Origin of the sequence: Actinoplanes sp. OR16 (assembly GCF_004001265.1) — a bacterium.
Lineage (GTDB): Bacteria > Actinomycetota > Actinomycetes > Mycobacteriales > Micromonosporaceae > Actinoplanes.
In genome coordinates this window covers 7,078,799-7,095,313 of the sequence record NZ_AP019371.1, presented here as the reverse complement: position 1 = coordinate 7,095,313, position 16,515 = coordinate 7,078,799, and the positions used below count along the sequence as shown (strand labels likewise).

At 69.6% G+C, this 16,515-nt stretch carries 17 protein-coding genes; 5 read left to right on the top strand and 12 right to left on the bottom strand.

From position 1 onward, the window contains the following. Window positions 1-3 precede the first annotated feature (3 nt). Window positions 4-2,730 carry an alpha-amylase family glycosyl hydrolase gene (locus EP757_RS32635; RefSeq protein WP_127552249.1) on the bottom strand — a complete coding sequence of 909 codons (2,727 nt, stop codon included), beginning with the start codon at window positions 2,728-2,730 and terminating at the stop codon, window positions 4-6. A gap of 127 nt (window positions 2,731-2,857) precedes the next feature. Between EP757_RS32635 and EP757_RS32630 the strand changes: the two genes are divergently transcribed. Continuing rightward, window positions 2,858-4,096, top strand: a complete 1,239-nt coding sequence (locus EP757_RS32630) for a PHB depolymerase family esterase (protein WP_127552248.1) — start codon at window positions 2,858-2,860, stop codon at window positions 4,094-4,096. A 46-nt stretch (window positions 4,097-4,142) separates the two neighbouring features. Here the strand turns inward: EP757_RS32630 and EP757_RS32625 are convergent, their stop codons facing one another. Beyond that, the gene (locus EP757_RS32625; RefSeq protein WP_127552247.1) at window positions 4,143-5,336 is read right to left on the bottom strand and encodes an MFS transporter; all 1,194 of its coding nucleotides are present in this window, start codon (window positions 5,334-5,336) and stop codon (window positions 4,143-4,145) included. A gap of 97 nt (window positions 5,337-5,433) precedes the next feature. Next, window positions 5,434-6,141: a hypothetical protein gene (locus EP757_RS32620; RefSeq protein WP_127552246.1), complete on the bottom strand. Its 708-nt coding sequence runs from the start codon at window positions 6,139-6,141 to the stop codon at window positions 5,434-5,436. A gap of 133 nt (window positions 6,142-6,274) precedes the next feature. Here EP757_RS32620 and EP757_RS32615 point away from each other — a divergent pair, with 133 nt between their 5' ends. Beyond that, a complete protein-coding gene (locus EP757_RS32615; protein ID WP_127552245.1) occupies window positions 6,275-7,369 on the top strand; it encodes a sensor histidine kinase in 1,095 nt (364 codons plus the stop codon). Then, window positions 7,366-8,052, top strand: a complete 687-nt coding sequence (locus EP757_RS32610; RefSeq protein ID WP_127552244.1) for a response regulator transcription factor — start codon at window positions 7,366-7,368, stop codon at window positions 8,050-8,052. Before EP757_RS32615 ends, EP757_RS32610 begins: the two co-directional genes overlap by 4 nt. A 47-nt stretch (window positions 8,053-8,099) precedes the next feature. Here the strand turns inward: EP757_RS32610 and EP757_RS32605 are convergent, their stop codons facing one another. Next, window positions 8,100-9,758 carry a 2-isopropylmalate synthase gene (locus EP757_RS32605; RefSeq protein WP_232050118.1) on the bottom strand — a complete coding sequence of 553 codons (1,659 nt, stop codon included), beginning with the start codon at window positions 9,756-9,758 and terminating at the stop codon, window positions 8,100-8,102. Between the two features lie 49 nt (window positions 9,759-9,807). Between EP757_RS32605 and EP757_RS32600 the strand changes: the two genes are divergently transcribed. Beyond that, window positions 9,808-10,548, top strand: coding sequence for a FadR/GntR family transcriptional regulator (locus EP757_RS32600; RefSeq protein WP_127552243.1), 741 nt, complete (start codon window positions 9,808-9,810; stop codon window positions 10,546-10,548). On the opposite strand, the gene EP757_RS32595 is transcribed toward EP757_RS32600, so the two are convergent. The 3 genes from EP757_RS32595 to EP757_RS44510 all read right to left on the bottom strand — a co-directional run bounded on the left by EP757_RS32595 (window position 10,454) and on the right by EP757_RS44510 (window position 11,809). Next, window positions 10,454-11,086, bottom strand: a complete 633-nt coding sequence (locus EP757_RS32595) for a VanZ family protein (protein ID WP_127552242.1) — start codon at window positions 11,084-11,086, stop codon at window positions 10,454-10,456. The two genes, EP757_RS32600 and EP757_RS32595, sit on opposite strands and share 95 nt — an antisense overlap. A gap of 42 nt (window positions 11,087-11,128) precedes the next feature. Next, window positions 11,129-11,455 (bottom strand): nitrilase-related carbon-nitrogen hydrolase, encoded by a 327-nt coding sequence (locus EP757_RS44185; protein ID WP_232050117.1) that lies wholly within the window; start codon window positions 11,453-11,455, stop codon window positions 11,129-11,131. Between the two features lie 228 nt (window positions 11,456-11,683). Next, window positions 11,684-11,809: a hypothetical protein gene (locus EP757_RS44510; RefSeq protein WP_255435245.1), complete on the bottom strand. Its 126-nt coding sequence runs from the start codon at window positions 11,807-11,809 to the stop codon at window positions 11,684-11,686. Window positions 11,810-11,831: 22 nt separating this feature from the next. Here EP757_RS44510 and EP757_RS32585 point away from each other — a divergent pair, with 22 nt between their 5' ends. Next, the gene (locus EP757_RS32585) at window positions 11,832-12,281 is read left to right on the top strand and encodes a GNAT family N-acetyltransferase (RefSeq protein ID WP_232050116.1); all 450 of its coding nucleotides are present in this window, start codon (window positions 11,832-11,834) and stop codon (window positions 12,279-12,281) included. Here EP757_RS32585 and EP757_RS32580 read toward each other — a convergent pair. From EP757_RS32580 to efeU, 5 genes are read right to left on the bottom strand one after another with little or no spacing between them, the layout of a single operon-like run. Further along, window positions 12,259-12,714 carry an NUDIX domain-containing protein gene (locus tag EP757_RS32580; protein WP_127552241.1) on the bottom strand — a complete coding sequence of 152 codons (456 nt, stop codon included), beginning with the start codon at window positions 12,712-12,714 and terminating at the stop codon, window positions 12,259-12,261. The genes EP757_RS32585 and EP757_RS32580 overlap by 23 nt on opposite strands. A 31-nt stretch (window positions 12,715-12,745) precedes the next feature. Then, the gene (locus EP757_RS32575) at window positions 12,746-13,108 is read right to left on the bottom strand and encodes a BlaI/MecI/CopY family transcriptional regulator (RefSeq protein WP_232050115.1); all 363 of its coding nucleotides are present in this window, start codon (window positions 13,106-13,108) and stop codon (window positions 12,746-12,748) included. A 29-nt stretch (window positions 13,109-13,137) separates the two neighbouring features. Continuing rightward, window positions 13,138-14,370 carry an iron uptake transporter deferrochelatase/peroxidase subunit gene (efeB, locus tag EP757_RS32570; protein ID WP_127552240.1) on the bottom strand — a complete coding sequence of 411 codons (1,233 nt, stop codon included), beginning with the start codon at window positions 14,368-14,370 and terminating at the stop codon, window positions 13,138-13,140. Window positions 14,371-14,422: 52 nt separating this feature from the next. After that, complete coding sequence (efeO, locus tag EP757_RS32565; protein ID WP_127552239.1) at window positions 14,423-15,550, bottom strand: iron uptake system protein EfeO; 1,128 nt, start codon at window positions 15,548-15,550, stop codon at window positions 14,423-14,425. A 7-nt stretch (window positions 15,551-15,557) separates the two neighbouring features. Continuing rightward, on the bottom strand, window positions 15,558-16,391 hold the full coding sequence (gene efeU / locus EP757_RS32560) for an iron uptake transporter permease EfeU (protein ID WP_127552238.1): 834 nt from the start codon (window positions 16,389-16,391) through the stop codon (window positions 15,558-15,560). Window positions 16,392-16,515: the final 124 nt, after the last annotated feature.

Below are 16,515 nucleotides of genomic sequence, written 5' to 3'. Positions count from 1 at the left end.
CTTTCATCCTCCGGTCGGTGGGCTGGTGTGCACGGCCGGATCGCCCTGTTCGATCCAGACCTGCGGGTGATCGATGGGCAGGAAGGATCTGTCGCCGCCCGGTTCGCGGCTGGTCGGCACGGTGTCGCCGTTCGGCAGGTGGATGATGAAGTTGACCGGCTTCGCATCGTCCACCAGCGGAATGTCGAACTCGGCCCAGCCGCCGGCGATCCGGGTGGGCGGCATCGGACGGTCCCAGCCGATCGTGGCGAGCAGCGCCGGATCGACGGCGTCGCCCCAGAGGTGCAGGCCCCAGCCGTCGTAGTCGCCGGCCGGCCGGTGGTACAGCAGCGTCGCCGTCTCCAGCGGCGGGCCGGCATATCTGACAGTGCGTGCCGCGCTGACCTGCCCGTTCAGCACTGTCCGATAACGGACGGCGGTGCCTGCCGCGAGCTTCAGCGGGGCGAGATCGTCGACGACCGTGTAGGCCGGCGACGAACTGTCCGTCCCGATCACCGTCCACGGTCCATCGGCGACACTGCGCTCGAAGCGGACGACGTGACCGGCGCGTTCCGGATCGGCGGTGGCACGCACCTCGACGCGGTCGCGCACGTTCGCACCCTCGGCCGGCGCCTCGATCGTCACCTTCGGCGGCGGGACCTGGGTTCCCTTCGCTCCGCTCGTGGCGGTGTGCCCGCCGTTGTCGAGCACGACCGCCTTGTACTGCACCGGCGTCCCGGTCTTCAGCCCGCTGACGTCGTGGAACACCCGGTAGGGCGCGGTGTCGTCGGTGCCGATCGGCGTCCATCCGCCAGCGCCGGTCCGGGCGTAGAAGGTGACCTCGTAGAAGGAACTGCCGCCCACGGTGGCGCCGACCTGGATCCGGCTGTTCGTCTCGGCCGGGACGACCGGCGCGCCCAGCGTGATGGCAGGGGCTTTCTTGCTGTACGGAACACGCCCCGCCGACGCGTAGATCACGGCGGACAGCGGCGGCACCGAGACGGAGATCGTGGAGTCCGCGCCGGACCGCAGCCAACTCGGGCCGGAGCCGTAGACCCGCTGATAGGAGCCGTTCACCGCATAGGTGGGGATCGCCGCGCCGGCCGTCTGCTCGCTGTTGTTCAGGGCGACGACGTATTCGCGCTGCTGTCCCCGGTCGATGCGGGAGAACGCGTAGACGCCTGCGCTGTCCGACGCGAACCGATGCTGGTGGGCGCCGTCGCGCAGGGCCGGATGCCGCCGGGTGAGATCGGCGAGGTCGCTGATCGTCCGGTAGAGCGGGTGCGTCGGCGTGAAGTTGCTGGTCGCGTGGGTGGCGGTGGTGCCGAGCAGGTCGTCGTCGAGGTATTCCGGCACCGTGCTCGCGAACATCGTCTGCCGGGCGTCCTGGTCGCCGCCCGGGCCGGTGAAGCCCTGCTCGTCGCCGTAGTAGACGACCGGGTTGCCGCGGGAGAAGTACATCAGCTCGTGGGCGAGCCGGTCGCGGGCCACCCACTCGGCGTCGCCGGCGCCCGGGTTGTCGGTGACCACGAAGTTGCCGATCCGGCCCATGTCGTGGTTGCCGAGGAAGGTGGGCAGTTCGTAGACGTTGGAATCGGCGTCGGTGTACCAGTCGTCGCCGGCGAAGAACTGCCCCAGCCCGGTCGCCGGCGCGCTCTTCGAGGCGAAGTCCCGGGCCGCGGCCTGGAACGGGAAGTCGATGACGGCCTGCATCCGGTCGGCCGTGGTGAAGTGCGAGGTGAAGCTGCGGCTGGTGTCGAAGACCTCGCCGAACATGAAGAACTCGCGTTTGCCTTGTGCTCGTGCGTATTTCAGGACCTCGGGGCCGAACCTCTGCCAGAACTCGTCGTTGACGTGCTTCATGGTGTCGATCCGGAAGCCGTCGATGCCGAAGTCCCTGATCCAGGTCTTGTAGACGTCGATCATCCCGTCGACCACGCGCGGGTTCTCGGTGAAGAGGTCATCGAGGCCGAAGAAGTCGCCGTAGTACGAGTTCTCGCCGGTGAACGTCGTGTCGCCCCGGTTGTGGTAGAGACTCGTGTCGTTGAGCCAGGCCGGGACCTTGAGATTCTTCTCGTCGGGATCCAGGACCGGTGTGTACGGCGGAACCAGCGCCGGGAAATCGTGACGGCCGGCGAAATCGCGATCATCGACGGGCGTGCCGTCCGGCGTACGGTATGGGGCCTGGTCTTTGCTCACGTAGGGAAGACGGGCGCCTTCCTGATAGCCGATCACGTCGGCCGTGTGGTTCGTGATGATGTCGAAGTAGACCTTCATGCCCTTGCGGTGGGCGGCCTCGACGACGGCCTTGAGCTCCTCGTTCGTGCCCAGGTGCGGATCGATGCGGGTGAAGTCGGTGATCCAGTAACCGTGGTAGCCGGCGGACGGCCCGTCCTCGAGTTGCACCGCCTTGTTCTTGAAGCTCGGCGTGAGCCAGATCGACGTGGTGCCGAGGCCCTGGATGTAGTCGATGCGCTGGAGCAGGCCGCTCAGATCGCCGCCGTTGTAGAAGCCCTTGCGCGTCGGATCGAAACCGGACACGAGCGGATCATCGGGCAGGCCGCCGCGGTCGTTGGCGGCGTCACCGTTCTCGAAGCGGTCGGCCATGACGAAATAGAAGTTCTCGTCGGTGACCGGGCCGCGCAGCGCATGCTTCCCGGGGAGACCACTCTTTGCTTGGGCCGGCGTGGTCGTCATCGTCGCGGCGAGCACGGCGGACAGGATCACAGCAGCGGTACGGCGTATCGACATGCTTTCACCCCCGGCCGTGATGGTAAGCACGGCCACCGACAGTTTCGCGACGGTTGCCTCCGGATTTCTGCGGCGTTATGTTGCGGACATCGACAAACCTCACTGTCTTGCGGTTGGGGGAGTTCGCATGTCCATGCCGATCAGTCGTCGCAGAGCCTTGATCTCCGGCGCCGGGATCGCCGCGGGTCTCGCCGTGCCCGGCGTCGCCGTCCCGGGCGCTGCCACCGCCGCCGGAAGGCCCGTCCGGTTCACTCTGAACGCCGAGACGCTCGACGGCGGCGAACAGGTCACCTCGGTGACGCTGCAGACCGCCCACCTGGGGCGCATCGATCCCCGGAACCTCACCACCGGCACGTTCTCGGTGCACGCGACGGCGACCAGCCCGATCCCGTCGCCGCCCGTCCTCGGCGAGTACGACGGGGACCGGGCGGTGACCGCGGCCCGGCTCGACCGGCGCGGGAACATCGTCCTGGATCTGGCTTCCGCGGAGGGGCAGGCCGGGGGCGGGACCCTCGGTTACGTCGTGAGCCGGGGGCGGAATGTCAGGCTTGACCTGTCGTACACGATCACGCAGAACGCCCCTCTCGGAAATCTGGTGATCGGCCGGTTCGTGCAGGGTCCGCTGTCGAACCGCGAGGTGGACGCGTTCGGCTTCGGGACGTCACAGTCCGGAATGAAATACCGGTTGTACACCCCTGAGTCACGGGGCAAGCGGCCGTTGATCGTCTGGCTGCACGGTGGCGGCGAGGGCGCTTCGCTGCCGGACGGCTACTACGACAACGAGACGACGCTGCGGGCCAACCGGGGTGCCCTCGGGTTCGCCACACCCGAGGCCCAGCGGATCTTCGGTGGCGCCTATGTGGTGGCGCCGCAGAGCTTCTCGTTCTGGATGGAGGACGGCGACCGGTACGCGCCACTGATCCGTGAGATCGTCCGCGACCTGGTCCGCAGGCTGCCCGTCGACACCGACCGGATCCACGTGGTGGGCTGCAGCAACGGCGGCTACATGAGCATGAAGATGACCACCGTCTACCCGTCGCTGTTCGCCTCCTCGGTGCCGATCTGCGGCATCGTCGGATCTCTGCAGCCCGGCAACCCGCCGTTGATCCCGGACGAGCAGCTGGCCGCCATCACCACGCCGACCTGGCTGGTCACCTCGCTCGACGACACCACCGTCCCACCCGAACCCAACACGATCCACGCGCACTCGCTGATCCCGGGCGCGGAGGTGACGCTGTATGAGCACGTGATCTGGAACGGTCACCAGTTCCCCGGCCACTGGTCGTGGATCTACGTGGCCCGCAACGACCCGGCCCTGCCCGGCGGCACCCGCATCTGGCAGTGGATGTCCCGCCGGCGCCGCTGACCCGGCCGCGGGCGGGTGAGGCGGAACCGGAGGTTGCCGGCCTGGGTCAGCGGCCGGTGATCGGAGCGGCGGGAGCCGGAGTGAGGAAGAGGACGGTGGCCGACAGGGCTGCCGCTGCGGCGGCGGCCATCAGGACCAGGCCGGCCGCGTCGTGGGCGAGCAGCAGGCCGAACGCCGTGCTCGCAGCGAGCGGCACCAGGGTCTCGGCTATGGCGGAGAGTCCGGTCAGGGCGCCCTGGACGGTCCCCTGCTCGGCGGCCGGGGTGGTTCGGGAGATCCAGGACTGGGTGGCGGCGCCGGCGTACGAGCCGAGGACGCCCACGGCCGACCAGAGGTAGAGCGTGGTGGCGCCGGTGGACAGGGCGATGCCGGCGAAGGAGGCCGCGCCGATCAGGGTGCCGGTGATCGCGGCCCGTTTGTCGCCGAGGAGCCGGACGACCGGGCCGGTCGCCCGCGCCTGGAACACCGCGCCTGCCGTGGCACCGGCCGCCATCACGACGCCGGCCTGGGTGGTGCCGAACCCGAACTGGTAGGCCAGGAAGAACGTCCACACCGACTGCTGGATCATCCGGGCGACGTCGGCGCAGAGCCGTGCGTACGCCAGACGCCCCAGCACGGCCCGGCGCAGCACCACCGTGATCGCGCCGACCGGGTTCGCCATCCGGAACGTGACGGGCGACGACCGGTCACCCCGGTGCGACTCGGGGAGGACCAGCCGGCCCCAGGCGACGCCGGCGAACGACAGGCCGGCCGCGGCGAGGAACGGCAGCCGCACGTCGACCGCGCCGAGCAGCCCGCCCAGGAGCGGCCCGGCCACGAAACCCAGGGCGTACGCCGCGCCGATCCGCCCGTACGCCCGGGCCCGGCCCTCTTCCGGCGTCACATCGGCCACATACGCGTTGACCACGGTGGACGTACCCGCGCACGCCCCGGCGAGGCCGTGGAAGAACAGCAGCGCCCAGGGTTCCGGCACCGCGGCGTGGGCCAGCCAGTCGACGCCGAGGCAGGTCAGCGACAGCAGGAGGACGGGACGGCGGCCGTACCGGTCGGAGAGCCGCCCGAGCAGCGGCGAGACGGCGAACTGAAGCAGTCCGTAGGCCGAGCCGAGCAGCCCGGACCAGTAGACGGCGCCGGCGGCAGAACCGGTCACTGCCGTCATCAGCGACGGCAGGATCGGGACGATGACGCCGAGCCCGAGCATGTCGAGGAAGACGGTCACGAGCAGGAAGGAGAGGCGCACCACGGCTCCTGAGATCGGAAGGGAGAGGAGCCCCTCCCGAGCCGCAGGCACGGAGGATCAGAATATCGGCGACGTCAAATGATTTTCGCCGGAACGGTCAGCCGAGCTGCCCGAGGACGATCGAAGCCGTGAGGAACAGCATGATCAGCGGCATCGTGCGCACGACCGTGCGCCGGGAGGGACGGCCGGCGCCGCGCAGGTACGCGACGCCGAGGGGTACGAACGCCACGGTGAGCCCGGTCACCTGCACTGCGGATGCCCAGGTGCTTCCCTTGAGGACGCCGACCATCAGACCGGACATCAGACCCAAGGCGATCGCGGGTGCCGGGCGCAGGGTCCGCGACAGTAGACAGCCGGCTGCGAGGGTGATCCAGCCGAGCATCACGGCGACGGTGAGGCTGGACACGATCCATTCCGGATAGGTGTAGTAGGCGCTGACCGCCTGCGTGGCGGTGCTCAGCCCGGCGCTGTCGACCAGGGAGAAGGCGAAGACGTCGATGCCGTAGTGAAAGGTGCGGGCGAACAACCCGGACATCACCAGAGTGCCGCCCCACAGAGCCAAGGCGGGCCGGGTGGCGCCGATCTGCACGGTGACCGCGACGATACCCGGCCACAGTGCGATGGTGCCGGCCAGGACCAGCCCGTAGGCGGCGGCGATCAGCACGGGTTGCTGCTGGTAGGCGGCGAGCTGGTGCGGGAAGAAGAACGGGACGCCGAGTCGGAGCAGCGTGCCGGTCAGCAGAAGCAGTGGTCCGGCGACGAGGGACACGCCGCCCAGCCAGGCTCCGGGGAAGAATGTGGGCATGTCGTGACTCTGCCGCCGCGCCGACCCGCAGCGCATCCGGCCACGGCATCAATTCGCGGGGGTGCGTCTGCTACCGGAGGATGACCACCCTGAGTCTGATGGCAACGGTGCGAGCGCTGGGTAGCGTGACCGTGTGATCGCGACGCGGGGGCAGGTTGTCGATGCGGCGGCGGCCTTGGCCGTTCTGCTGGTGTGCGGTTACGCGGCGCAGGAGTCCGGACATCCGACCTGGTGGCAGTGGGTCATGGTGGTCGCGGTCGCCGGTCCGGTCGCCGTCCGCCGCCATGTGCCGCTGCCCGCCGCTGTGGTGACGATGGCCGCATCCGCCGGCGTTCTGATCTGCGGTGTCATCTCCGTCGAGGCGTCGCCCGGTCTGTGCGCCGCCGTGGCACTGACGCAGTACGAGGCGGCCGTGAGTCTGCCGCCGTCGCGTTCGATTCCGGCGCTGGCCACCGGGCTCAGCGGTGCTGCCGGGCTGGGACTGTGGTGGCCGGCGACGCTGGTGGTCGTGCCGGCAGTGGCGATTTCGTGGACGGCCGGCCGGCTCGTCCGCCACCGCCGGAACCTCGCCGAGCAGGTGTTCGAAGCGCGGACCGCCGGCGCGGTGACCGAGGAGCGGCTGCGCCTCGCCCGCGACATGCACGACATCGTGGCCCACAGTCTCAGCATGATCGCGATGAAGGCCAGCGTGGCGCGCCACGTCGCCGCCGTCCGGCCCGAGGAGAGCATGGCGGCCCTGGAAGTCATCGAGACGGCCAGCCGGGAGGCGCTGATCGAGATGCGCCGCGCCATCGGCCTGCTCCGCGCGGACCAGGGCCCCGCCACACCGGCGGACGGAGACCAGGATCTGCGGACACTCGCTCGCCGTGCCGAACAGGCCGGCGTCCAGGTCGAAACGACGTTCGGCGGCGAGACCACGCCGCCGGCCGCGGTCCACCTCGTCGTGTACCGCATAGTCCAGGAAGCCCTGACCAACGTCGTCCGTCACGCGCAAGCCACCAGGTGCACGGTCGACGTCGAGACCGATAGGGAATCCGTGACGGTGCGGGTGGTCGACAACGGCACCGCTACCGTGACATCGGAGGGAGGCGGCCACGGACTGCGCGGTATGCGCGAGCGGGTCACCGCCTACGGCGGCAGCCTGCAGGCCGGGCCGTGCGCGGACGGTGGATTCGCGGTGACAGCGCGCGTCCCGTACCACCCGGCGGGCCGGGGTGGCCGACCGTGACCGATCCGATCAGGGTTCTCATCGCCGAGGACCAGGCGCTCTTGCGGGACAGCTTCCGGATCCTGCTCGAAACCACCCCAGGCTTCGCTGTGGTCGGTGAGGCCGGGACCGGCCGCGAAGCCGTCCGGCTCGCTCTGGCCCAGCATCCTCACGTCGTCCTGATGGACATCAGCATGCCGGACATGACCGGCATCGACGCCACCGAGGAGATCTGTCGGCGCACCGGCGACACGCGGGTGCTGGTCCTCACCACGTTCGACCTGGACGAATACGTCTACGGTGCGCTGCGGGCGGGCGCCAGCGGATTCCTGCTCAAGGACACCACCGCCGCCGATCTCGTCACCGCCATCCGCGTGGTCGCAGCCGGAGAGGCGCTGCTGGCGCCCAGCGTCACCCGGCGACTCATCGCCGCGTTCGGCCGCCAGCCCCGCCCGTCCCGGGCCTTCCACCGGCGGCTCGACGGGGTGACCGAACGCGAACGCGAGATTCTGGTGCTGATCGCCCGCGGCCTGTCCAACGCAGACATCGCCACCCATCTGACCCTCAGCCTCGCCACCGTCAAATCCCACGTCGGCCGGCTGCTCACCAAACTCAACGCCCGCGACCGCGCCCAACTCGTCGTCGTCGCCTACGAGACCGGTCTCGTCCAAGCGAACCCGTCCGAAGATCCGCCGGCCGCCTGAGGACCTGGCGCTGCACGGCCCTAAGACGCGGGCCGGATCACCGCGGCTCACATCACCGCGGCTCGGATCACGGCGGCGAGGCTGGCGGCCAGCACTGATCGGTCGCGGCCGGCTGCCCAGCGTGTGACGCCGCCGACGCGGAACTCCAGCAGGGTCAGGGCCTCCGACGACGAACCCGACGCGATGCTGGTCTGGTGCAGGCTGACCACGTCGACCTGCCGGCCGTGCGCGGCCAGCGCCGACACCAGCGCCTCCACCGGCCCGACGCCGGTGTGCACGCTGGTCTGCGGCACCCCGTCGATTCGTACCGTGATGGTGGTCTGCGACGGCGACGTCTCATAACCGGTCAGTGCCACCACGCCGGTGTCACCCAGGTAGATCGCTTCGAACAGGGACCACAGATCAGAAGCGGACACCTCGTCGCCGGTGGCGTCGGTGTGGCGCTGCACGTGCCGGGCGAAGTCGATCTGCAGACGGCGGGGGAGTTCGACGCCGAACGCGGTCTCCAGCAGGTACGTGATACCGCCCTTGCCGGACTGCGAGTTCACCCGGATGATCTCGTCGTAGCCGCGGCCCAGGTCGGCCGGGTCGATCGGCAGGTAGGGCACGTGCCATTCGCCCGAGTCGGGACGGTGCACGGCCAGACCTTTTCTGATCGCGTCCTGGTGCGTTCCGCTGAAGGCCGTGTGCACGAGATCTCCGGCGTACGGATGACGGGGGTGGATCTCCAATCGGGTGGCGTGCTCGACGACGCGGCGGATCTCGTCGATGTCCGAGAAGTCGATCATCGGGTCGATGCCCTGGGCGTGCAGGTTGAGGGCCAGGGTGGCGATGTCGACGTTGCCGGTGCGCTCGCCGTTGCCGAAGATGCAGCCCTCGACCCGTTGCGCGCCGGCGAGAACGGCCAGCTCAGCGGCGGCGACGCCGGTGCCGCGGTCGTTGTGCGGGTGCACCGAGAGGATCACGCTGTCGCGCCGCGCCAGGTTCTTGTGCATGTACTCGATCTGGTCGGCGTACACGTTCGGCGTGGCGACCTCGACGGTGGCCGGCAGATTCAGCACGACCGGGCGGTCCGGGCTCGCCTCCCACAGTGTGGTCATGGCGTCGCACACTTCGAGCGCGTAGTCCGGCTCGGTCAGGTTGAACACCTCGGGGGAGAACTCGAACCGGACGTTCGGCAGGTGGCCGGCGAGCTTCAGGATCAGGCGCCCGCAGTCCGTGATCAGGTCGCGCAGGGCATCACGGTCGTGTCCGAGAACGATCTCCCGCCACGCGGGCGCGGTCGCGGCGTACATGTGGATGACCACGTCGTTCGTGATGCCCTCGATCGCGGCGACCGTCCGCTCGATGAGCTCGGGACGCGCCGGGGTGAACACGACGACTGTCACGTCCGGCGGGGCGATCCGATCAGAGGCGATCAGCCGTACGAAATCGAAGTCTGTCTGTGACGCCGAAGGGTAACCGACCTCGATCTCCTTGTAGCCCATCGTGACCATCAGTTCGAAGAAGCGCCGCTTGCGTGCCGGGTCCATCGGCTCGGCGAGCGCCTGGTTGCCGTCGCGCAGGTCGACCGGCACCCAGAGTGGCGCGGCGGTGAGGCGGCGGGTCGGCCAGTCGCGCTCGGTGAGCGGGACGTCGACGCGGGAGTGGACGTCGCGGTACTTGTGCGACGGCATCGGTGAGGGCTGCTGACGGTTCCAGGTCATGCGGCGACCGTACAACTCCTCAGACAAGTAGACAAGCTAGAGTGGGCGGATGGATCAGGTGCGCAGAGAGCCCCTCGCCGACCAGGCAGCGCGGCTGCTCTTCGATCGCATCCGTGCCGGCGAATGGGCTGTCGGGGAGAAACTGCCTGGTGAGACCACGCTCGGACCCCAGCTCGGGGTGGGCCGCTCCACCGTTCGCGAAGCGATCCGGCAGCTCGCGGGCAGGGGAGTGCTCGCCACCCGGCAGGGGGCCGGCGTGTTCGTCACGGCGGTCGACGTGTCCGAGGACTGGGATGCGGTGCTGCGCCGGTCCGACATCGTCACGGTGATCGAGGCGCGCATCGCGATCGAGGTGGAGGCGGCGTTCCTGGCAGCCGAGCGGCGGACCCCGGCTGATCTCGGAGCGATGCGGGACGCGCTTGCCCTGCGGTCGTCCACGATCGAGATCGACGAGCACGTCGACGCCGACATGGCCTTTCACCGCGCCATCGTCGCCGCCTCCGGTAACTCTCTGCTGACCGACCTGTTCGACGGCTTCACCCCGCGCAGCCGCACCGCGATGATCGACATGCTGCGGTTGCGCGGCACGTTCGGTGACGACGCCGATCACGACGTGCACGCCGCGTTGCTGGCAGCGGTCGCGGACGGTGACAGTGAGGAGGCGGCGAAGCGGAGCCGGGCACATCTGCTCGCCATCAAGAAGTGGTTGTCACCTTCTCCCGCTGCTTCTCCGGGACGCGCCACCAGCGCCGCGACGCCAGCCCGGCCAGCACCGCGCCGGTCGCGTTGACCAGCACATCGTCGACCGACGACACCCGGTCGAGCTGGAAGGCGTACTGCGCGACCTCGACCAGCACCGAGCACCCGGCGCCGAGCACCAGAATCCGCGGCGCCGACGCCAGCGCCACGAACCTCATCGGCGCGAAGAACCCGAGCGCCGCGAAGATGAGCAGGTTGCCGCCGATCCCGAGCGGCCCCATCGTGACCAGATCACGCAGCGGCACCAGGCTCAGCCGCCCCGGCACGAGGCCCGCGCCCGGCCCCGGCATCAGGGTCAGCCACACCATCGGCACGGTCCCGTAGACCACGCCGACCTCGGCGATCGATCTCCGCCACCGATCGCCGCCGCGCCGGACCAGCACGAGCGCCCACACGGCGAGCGCCGCGACGGGCAGACCCACCAGCGTCATCAGCACCACACCGTTCTCGGTGTCGTAGCACCCGTGCCAATGCCCGCCGAAACACCGAGGCGCCGACATGGCCAGCGGCCGCCGCACGACATAGAGCAGGCCCGCCAGCCCCAGAACCCCCAGCACGATCCGTTTCATGCGCCCATTAGAGCGGCCGGTTCGTCGCACTGGCATAAGCGTTCACCCCGGAAGATCGGCGATCGCGACACCGCAGGTCATCAGCGGGACCTGGGCGATCACCTCACCCTGGGCGTTCATCACGCTGCTGGGTCCGTACGCGACGCGCCCACCGCGCATCCCCGTCACGTCCGACGAGACCACCCACATGCCGGTCTCCCGCGCCCGAGCCGCTCGCAGCCGATGATGTTCCTCCTTCCACTTCTCCGCGGTGGCCTGCCGCATCATGTTCTGCGCCGGCACGAGCAGAACCCGCGCCCCGCCCGCCGCAACCCGCGCCGCCACCTCCGGGAACTGCGTGTCGAAGCAGATGTTGATCCCGAACCGCACCCCGCGCGCGCTGAACAGGCCGTTGCAGCAGCGCCGCGAACCGCGCCGACCGCAGATCCACCGCCACCCGAGCCACGTGATCCGGATCGGTCAGATAGCCCTGCAGAAAACCCTCCGGGAACAGCAGCAGATCGACGTCGGCCCGCGCGAAGTCCAGGATGCACCCGAGCGCGGCCTCCACATCACCCAGAATCTCCGGTGTCTGGCAGGCTCCCACCCGCAGTCCCATCAGACCTCCAGCACGTCGGGAATCAGCCCGGTCCCGTCGTCCCGGAGGACGCGGTGCGGGGCGGCCGCCCAGACCTGCCCGCCGAGGACATCGCGCCGCGCCACGGTGGTCCCGGTCGTGAGCACGTCACCTCCCTAGACTGCACCGGTGATCGTGCGCAGGGGTGGCGTGGCCGATGCGGCGGCCCTGGCGGAATTGCAGGATGTCACGGCGGGCGGGCTTCCGGCGTTCACCGCATGGGTGGCCGCGCACGCGGAGACGCACCTGCCGTTCGTGGCCGAGGCAGGCGGGCGCGTGGTCGGGGCGGCCTGGCTGGCGATGGCGCCGAGAGTGCCGCGCGGCGACACCGTGGACCGCCGGTTCGGGGACGTCCAGTCGGTCATGGTTCGCGAGGAGCACCGGGGGCAGGGCGCCGGAACAGCGCTGATCGCCGCGATCCTGGACGAGGCGCGGGCTCGCGGTCTGTCGCACGTGACGGTCCACTCCGGTCGCCGCGCCGTCGGCTTCTACCTGCGCAACGGATTCGTCCAGCACCGGCAGCTGCTCATCTGGGAGCCCGTCATCCGGGAGCCCATCATCTGGGAGCCCAGCCGCTGAGGGCGAGCGGACTACCCTCCCGCCACGCCGCCACGCCCGCCGACGACGACGGGAAGGTGTTCTCCGGCAGCTTTCCGGCCGGGAACCATTCGAGCGCGGCGCACTTGTGCGGCTCGTTGTTGAACGGCTCGCCGTGGCGTGCGGGCTCGTAGCCGGCCACGAAGACCAGTCCCAGCCTGCCCCGTCCACTGTCGTTGAGGCGGTGGACCGTGACGGCGAGGCGTACGTCCGAAGGGGTGAGCTCGACCCCGATCTCCTCCCGTGCCTCCCGGCAGACCGCCGACACGACGTCCTCGCCGGGTTCCAGCTTGCCGCTCGGCAGATTCCACTGGCCGTCGGCGAAGCCGGTGCCGTCCCGCAGCGCCAGCAGCACCCGGTCGCCGTCGGCGAGGAGCAGCAGGACGTCGACCGGGTGCAGGGGAGTGACGCTCACAGCCGCCGACAGTACCGGTGCCGCGCCCGGATCAGTCGCGTTCGTCGAGCAGGTCCCGCAGCAGCTGCTCGTCCTGCTCGCTGAGCGTGCTGACGAATCGCCGCAGGACCGAGGCCCGGTCCGGCTCGACGGCCATCAGGCGCGTCATCCGGTCGGCGACGAGCCCGGCGGGGTCGGCGAGTGCGCCGTACCGGAAAGCACGCCCGTCCCGATGCCGCGCGACGGCGCCCTTCTCGTGGAGCCGGGTCAGCGTCGTCACCACGGTGCTGTACGACAACCGCCCACTGGGATCCAGCAGATCGCGGACCTCGCCGGGGGTCAGCGGCTCCGGCGTGCCGCCCAGCACGGTGACGATCTCGGTCTCCAGCTGGCCGGGACGGCGGCGTGTGTTCACCGGGAGAGGGTATCGATCAAGTCTGTGTGTCAGGTGAACAGCTTCCGGCCCCAGAAGTCGTCCGCCGCTTCCAGCCCCGGCGGGCACGCGAAGATCCCGCTGGAGATGTGCCGGATGTACTCGTTCATGCTGTCCCTCCTGGCCAGCGCGGTCTGCACCGGGATGAACCCGCGCCGCGGATCACGCTGATAGGCGATGAAGAACAGTCCCGCGTTCAGCCGCCCGAGCCCGTCCGACCCGTCGACGAAGTTGTAGCCGCGCCGCAGCAGCCGGGCGCCCTGGTTCTGCGTCGGATGAGCGAGCCGCACGTGAGCGTCGACCGGAATCGTCGGGATGTTCCCAGACATAGCGGAGAAGTCCGGCTCGTCGAACTCACCCGAAGAGCCGAGCGGCGCCCCCGACCCCTTGGTCCGCCCGACGATCGCCTCCTGCTCACCCAGCGACGTCCGGTCCCACGTCTCCACGATCATCCGGATCTTGCGGGTCACCAGGTAGGAGCCGCCGGTCATCCATGACGGCCCGTCACCGTCGCGGACCCACAGATGCTCGTCCAGCAGAGCGGTCTCCTCGGCCTTCAGGTTCGCCGTGCCGTCCTTGAAGCCGAAGAGATTGCGGGGAGTGGCCTGCGAGGTCGACGTCGAGGAGGTCCGCCCGAACCCGAGCTGCGACCACCGCACGCTCACCACGCCCATGCCCATCCGCGCGAGGTTGCGGATCGCGTGCACCGCCACCTGCGGGTCGTGCGCGCACGCCTGGATGCCGATGTCCCCGCCCGAGATGGTGGCGTCGATGGCGTCGCCGGGGAAGTGCGGCAGATCTTCGAGCGCGACCGGCCGCTGCTTGCCGAGCCCGAACTTCGTGAACAGGCTCGGACCGAAACCGATCGTCAGCGTCAAGCCGGAGGCGGGCAGCCCGATCGCCTCGCCGGTGTCGTCCGGAGGCGATTCCGGGATGCCGCCGACCGCGCCCATCGTGCCGGCGTCGAGCCCGGCGGTCATCCGCGCGGCGGCGGCGGTCCAGTTCTCCAGCATGGTGACGAGTTCGGCGCGATTCTTAGTGATCACGTCGAACGCCACGAAGTGCAGCCGGTCCTGCGCGGGCGTGACGATCCCGGCCTGCCGTACTCCATAAAACGGGATCGCGTCGCCCGACGACGACGCCACCGGGACCGTTCCTGATCCCTGTGAGAGAGCGAACGCGCCGCCGGCGGCGGCAAGCCCGACGCCGGCCCCTGCCATCCCGATCATCCTGCGGCGCTTCACCCTGACTGCCTCTCCACGATCATTCCTTGTACGTCGGAACCCCTGTGCGGATCTACTTCCCGGCAACCAGACCAGCGACCGTACTGATCGGCTCGGCGAGCGCGTTGATGTTGTCGCTCAGCACCTTGAGGTCGGCCTGGGAGAGCTGGTCGTGCAGCTTCCAGCCATCACCGCTGCGGTGCGTCTCGAGGGCCGCTTCGACCGCTGCGAACCTCTCGTCGAGTGTCTTGACCAGCGCCGGGTCCTTCTCCTCGAGCGCCGGCCGCAGCGCCGCGATGGCCGCCTGCGATCCCTCCACGTTCGCCGCGAAGTCCCACAGGTCGGTGTGCGAGTACCGGTCCTCCTCGCCCGTGATCTTGCCGCTGGCGACCTCGTCGAGCAGTTCCTTCGCGCCGTTCGCCAGCTGCAGCGGGGAGAGCGACGCGCTGTTCGCCTGGTCGACGATCTTCTGGACGTCGACCAGCAGCTTGTCGGCGATCGGGCCGGACTTGCTGATGTCCTCGGTCTGCCAGAGGTCCTTCTCCAGGCGGTGGTACCCGGTGAAGTCCTGCCCCGGCTCGAGGCCGTCCTCGCGGCCGTCGATTGCCGGGTCCAGGTCGCCGAAGATCTCCGCGACCGGCTCGATCCGCTCCCAGTAGGTGCGCGACACCGGGAACAGCGCCTTGGCCTTCGCCGCGTCGCCGGCCTTCACGGCGGCCACGAACTCGGTGGTCTTGTCGATCAGCGCGCCGGTCTGGCTCTTCACGTACCGCTGGTAGTCCGTCGTCGCCTGGGCCAGCTTCGCGTCCTCGGTGAGCGCGGCGGCGGAGCCGGTCACGGTGAACCCGTTCCGGATGCCCTTGCCGATCATGCCGGGTTTGCAGGCCGTCTCGTACGTGCCGGCGGTCAGCTCCACGTGCAGGTCGCGGGAGAGGCCGGGCGCGATGTTCTCGACCTCGCCCATGACCCGGTCGCCGGCGGCGTAGACGTAGAACTCGGTGACCTTGTCGCCCTTGTTGGAGATCGCGAACGTGACGGTCCCGGCGCCGGACTCGGACTTGGCGACCTCACAGGCGGTGTCGCTGGCCGCCACGGCGATCTTGTCATCGGAGCCGGCGGCGGCGCTGGAGTCGTCGCCGGACGAGCCGCATCCGGCGAGCAGCAGGAGGGAGGCGGCGGAAGCGGCGGTGATGCGGCGCATGGTTCTCCTAGGAAACTTTCTGCGGGGCGGGGGCGGGGGCCGTGGTGCGGGCCGGCCAGAGGAAGAGCAGGAGGACGGGGATGCCGTAGGCGAGCCAGGCGACGGTCTCCAGGACGGTCGGCGCCGGCGTGAAGTTGATCATTCCGCGGAGCAGTTCGGCGTACCACGTCTCGGGCGGGAACGCGCCGCTCACGTCGAAGGCCTGATCGTTGAGCCCCGGGAGCACACCGGACTCCTGGAGGTCGTGGACGCCGTACTTGGCGATGCCCGCGGCGACCAGGACGAGCAGGGCGCCGGTCCAGGCGAAGAAACGGGACAGGTTGATCCGGACGGCGGAGACGTAGAGCAGCCAGCCGAGCGCGACGGCGGTGAGCATCCCGAGGCTGATACCGATCAGCGGGCGGATGCTGTCGGTGGCGCCCTGCGCGGCCGCGTAGAACAGGATCGACGTCTCCAGCCCTTCGCGGATCACCGCGAGGAAGGCCACCGAGGCGATGGCGAGGGGGCCGACGGCGATGGCGTCCTCGAGGCGTCCGCGCAGCTCGCTGCCGATGCTGCGGGCCATCCGGCGCATCCAGAAGATCATCCAGGTGACGAACGCGACGGCCACGAAGGACGCGATCGCCTCGAAGAGCTCCTGCTGGGTGAAGGAGAGCCGGGCGATGCCGACCTGGAGCAGGGCGGCCACGGCGATCGAGATGACGGCGGCCGCGGCGACGCCGATCCACACGTGGCGGAGCAGCGGTGTGCGGTCGGTCTTGACCAGGAAGGCGACCAGGATGGACACCACCAGCGTGATCTCCAGGCCTTCACGGAGACCGATCAGGTAGATGGCGCTCATCCAGGCTCCTGAGGTTAGGCATACCTAAGGTTTGGTGAGGCAACCTTCTTCTATTCCGTTGTAGAAGTCAAATGGCGATCTCGCTCGCGGAAACGGCCGGGCCGGCGATGCTCCGCCCGTACGA

Bases quoted from the DNA above. Each gene is read 5' to 3' on its own strand.
- efeU (WP_127552238.1), bottom strand. From the start codon at position 16,391: ATGAGCGCCATCTACCTGATCGGTCTCCGTGAAGGCCTGGAGATCACG.
- EP757_RS32630 (WP_127552248.1), top strand. From the start codon at position 2,858: ATGTCCATGCCGATCAGTCGTCGCAGAGCCTTGATCTCCGGCGCCGGG.
- EP757_RS32600 (WP_127552243.1), top strand. From the start codon at position 9,808: ATGGATCAGGTGCGCAGAGAGCCCCTCGCCGACCAGGCAGCGCGGCTG.
- EP757_RS32620 (WP_127552246.1), bottom strand. From the start codon at position 6,141: ATGCCCACATTCTTCCCCGGAGCCTGGCTGGGCGGCGTGTCCCTCGTC.
- EP757_RS32635 (WP_127552249.1), bottom strand. From the start codon at position 2,730: ATGTCGATACGCCGTACCGCTGCTGTGATCCTGTCCGCCGTGCTCGCC.
- EP757_RS32595 (WP_127552242.1), bottom strand. From the start codon at position 11,086: ATGAAACGGATCGTGCTGGGGGTTCTGGGGCTGGCGGGCCTGCTCTAT.
- efeO (WP_127552239.1), bottom strand. From the start codon at position 15,550: ATGCGCCGCATCACCGCCGCTTCCGCCGCCTCCCTCCTGCTGCTCGCC.
- EP757_RS32605 (WP_232050118.1), bottom strand. From the start codon at position 9,758: ATGACCTGGAACCGTCAGCAGCCCTCACCGATGCCGTCGCACAAGTAC.